This is a genomic window from Buttiauxella massiliensis, assembly GCF_902500225.1.
Lineage (GTDB): Bacteria > Pseudomonadota > Gammaproteobacteria > Enterobacterales > Enterobacteriaceae > Buttiauxella > Buttiauxella massiliensis.
Genome location: NZ_LR722682.1, coordinates 1 through 2,991, shown reverse-complemented (window position 1 = coordinate 2,991; position 2,991 = coordinate 1). Strand labels below are relative to the sequence as shown.

Here is a 2,991-nt window from a genome sequence, read left to right as displayed (position 1 = left end):
TTATTGCATCCCAGAAACTGACAATTTCATCTTGATTATAAGGTGAAGGAATCCATTCTTCGTTGAGAAGTTCAAGGCTAAAGACAGGGGTTTTATAGCTACCCGTTTTTTCATTTGTTAGCATAATGAAATCATAACGCTTATTGCCACTGGATGAATAGTCACCTGCTGCAAGTAATTCCTCTATATCAAGTTGATTTATTTTCCTTGCCCCCTTGCGAAAAACACTTCCATTACTTGACAAAAGATTAGCTAAAATATCATTACTGCGTTCTAACAAACTATCTTTCTCTCGTGTGAAATTATCTGTTGATATGCCAAATCTGATTTGGCTATCATTATCACCCTTAAAAAGCACATCGATTTCTTCTTTGTCTTTTCCATTATCTGCTATAAAAGCATTTTGGATGCAGGTTCCAGGAGTTATGGGTATTTCGTTTTCTGCTCTACCTTGAATTCTTAACAATAAATCATTTAGTTTGGATAGTGTTTCAGATACGTTATTTTTATAGGAATTTGGTGCATTTATTCTTGCAGCATCATAACGTGTAGCCGAACCATTTTTTGCTTCCACTTCGATTTTTATGGCGACACCATTGCTATATAGATGAGCCTCCAACATTCTAAATGCATCTGGAGTGCCAGGGCTATTCACTCGCTCAAAAATAATACCATTTAATCCCTGGGGCAGTGGATAACTTTTTTTAAGATAGGGCATATCCTCCGGACCTATTGTTTTTGTAGCTAGTAATTCCTGTTCTCGTAGATGCACGAGCTGTTCAAAAGAAGGTGGATACATCCGATTAGTTATAATTTTTGATTCATTAATTACCTCACTGCTATTCTCTGCAACTGCGTACGATGCCGGTAAATCGACTAAAAACCTGCCAATACAACGGGTCCGCAAATTCTTTAATAATGATTCCACTTTTATTTTCTCTGTATTTGATAGTTTTGTCTGAAAAGGGGCTGATGTATGATGATTCAATTTCCACAATCCATAAGTCGCTAATACCAACGCCGTAGCAATATAATAATACTGAATTTTTTTATTGATCATTATTTATAAGCCAGTTTTGTATTATTGATATCTTGTGCAATTTTGATAATTGAGCGAAGTGTAAATAATCGAGCATTCTCTGTGTTTGTGTTTTTGAATGCACCTTCATGATCTACCCCAACCCCCAACAGGGCCTTTAAATTACGGTGTGTAAATTTAGCGCCATTCACAGGAACGGTACCATCACCAGGGGAGCTTGGTTGTGAAATAATAAAACTCTCTTTTGCTGCATATGTTCCGTCAGGGTATCCTAAAAGGTAGACTGTCCTAATGTCAGCAATTTCATAATTGCCGGGGTCGCGAATCACACCTATTGATGCTAAATTGGAAACGGTAAGACTATCATTTTTTCTCATTAAACCATACGCATTACTTTCCCAAAGCAAATTCTCATAAGATGGGTATTTAACCCCATCGTTGCCATAGAATGCATATGTATTTTTATGATATTTCCCTTCCAGTTGCTCTATAAAACTTTTGACTTTAAAATTGATTGTATCTAAATACTTATCCCAATTAGCATCTAAAGATACTTTATCAGCATTGTCAATTTCCGGGTTAAGAAAACGGTCTTCGCATAAATTCCACCAAGCATTTCTTTTCGTGTATATTTCATCAAAAGGATCGATTGTTGGTAAGCTGCTACTGAGGCCCTCTATCTTAAGCCATCCCATCTTATAACTCGCCCCTGGTAGAAGCTGCAAAGGTCCAGGTGCTCGTGCCAGAACCGATGTCATTTGTGCACCATTGCTGCCAATAACCCATCCCACACCTCCTGCTTCACCTGCTTTCATTCTTTTATAGGCCATAGGTGATCCAAATGTCGGCATTACACCGTGGACAATGCCAAGAATGTTATCGCTGCCTGCTGAATTTTCTGAATAATGACGAGCGACAAGCCCGCCCATTGAATGAGTGACAACAATGACTTTCTCACATAACATATTTCTTTCATTGTATCCGTCAATTATGGTTTTTATTTTTTCTTTTAATCGAACTGCTGATTTTTCATTTGATTCCAACCAGTTATAACCCACAACATGTACTGGGAATAAATATTTATAAGTTAAGTTTATATCAACATTTTTAGACTCATCCTCTCCTAGTTCAGCATTCAGATCCATCGTGAGAAGCTGTTCGCGCAACGTTTTTTTTTCGTTATCAGTTCTTACATTTTCAGCCTTAATACTATGGTCGTTTAATGATTTTTGCAGCCATGGAAGAAACTCCCCATAGCTCATACATCCTATTTCACCCCAGCCACGAGATTTTCTGGTATCGAATTGCTCAATTTCATTATAGTACTCTAATCTAATTGCACCTTCAGGGTCGACAAAGGTTTTATCTGGATCCAATACTCTTTTTCTTTTCTCGGCCCCTCTGAATCCCCAACTGGCTAAGGTTCCTACTGTGTCATCCATTCGCCAGACACTTTTTCCATTACCATCCATTAAGTTAGTACCCATTACTCCAGGTAAAAAAACAACTGGAATAATACGGTCAGGAGTTTTATATATTATGGCTTTTTTATTTTTTTGTTTCTCAGCCATCTCAAGCCCATAATAACGAAAGTCATTACTATCAGTCGTACTTGATGCGATATCACTCATCTCTTATTCCTCATCCTGTAAATAAGCTTTTAATGAATCCACATTCACGCCAGATTGCTTTGGAGCACTTCCGGATGAAGCCGTGGTCAATGTCTGCTCAGTTCCATCTCCACTGACTAACCGGATCATTTGTCCCGCTGCAGGTGAATCATCATATGGCCAGCGAACTTCCGGCGTAACAGCAAAATCAGCGATCTCCCATTCCTGTGCCGCCTGAGTGATACTCTTTCCAACGAACTTCTGCCAGACAGCTCCGCGTTCTATGATTTTGTCCGGCGCTGCGCATTCAACAGTACCGTCAGCAATTCGAATATATCCTCC

2 protein-coding genes and 1 pseudogene are annotated in these 2,991 nt (G+C 38.7%); all 3 read right to left on the bottom strand.

The window, feature by feature from the left end; all coding sequences use genetic code 11:
* Positions 1-1,060: T6SS immunity protein Tli4 family protein (locus GC128_RS22875; protein WP_193216302.1), on the bottom strand; the 1,060-nt coding region annotated here is incomplete at its 3' end.
* On the bottom strand, positions 1,060-2,670 hold the full coding sequence (locus tag GC128_RS22870; protein ID WP_151996188.1) for a lipase family alpha/beta hydrolase: 1,611 nt from the start codon (positions 2,668-2,670) through the stop codon (positions 1,060-1,062). The genes GC128_RS22875 and GC128_RS22870, both read right to left, overlap by 1 nt.
* 3 nt (positions 2,671-2,673) lie before the next feature.
* A pseudogene (locus tag GC128_RS22865) lies at positions 2,674-2,991 on the bottom strand (DUF2345 domain-containing protein); the annotation flags it as partial.

Bases quoted from the DNA above. Each gene is read 5' to 3' on its own strand.
- GC128_RS22870 (WP_151996188.1), bottom strand. From the start codon at position 2,670: ATGAGTGATATCGCATCAAGTACGACTGATAGTAATGACTTTCGTTAT.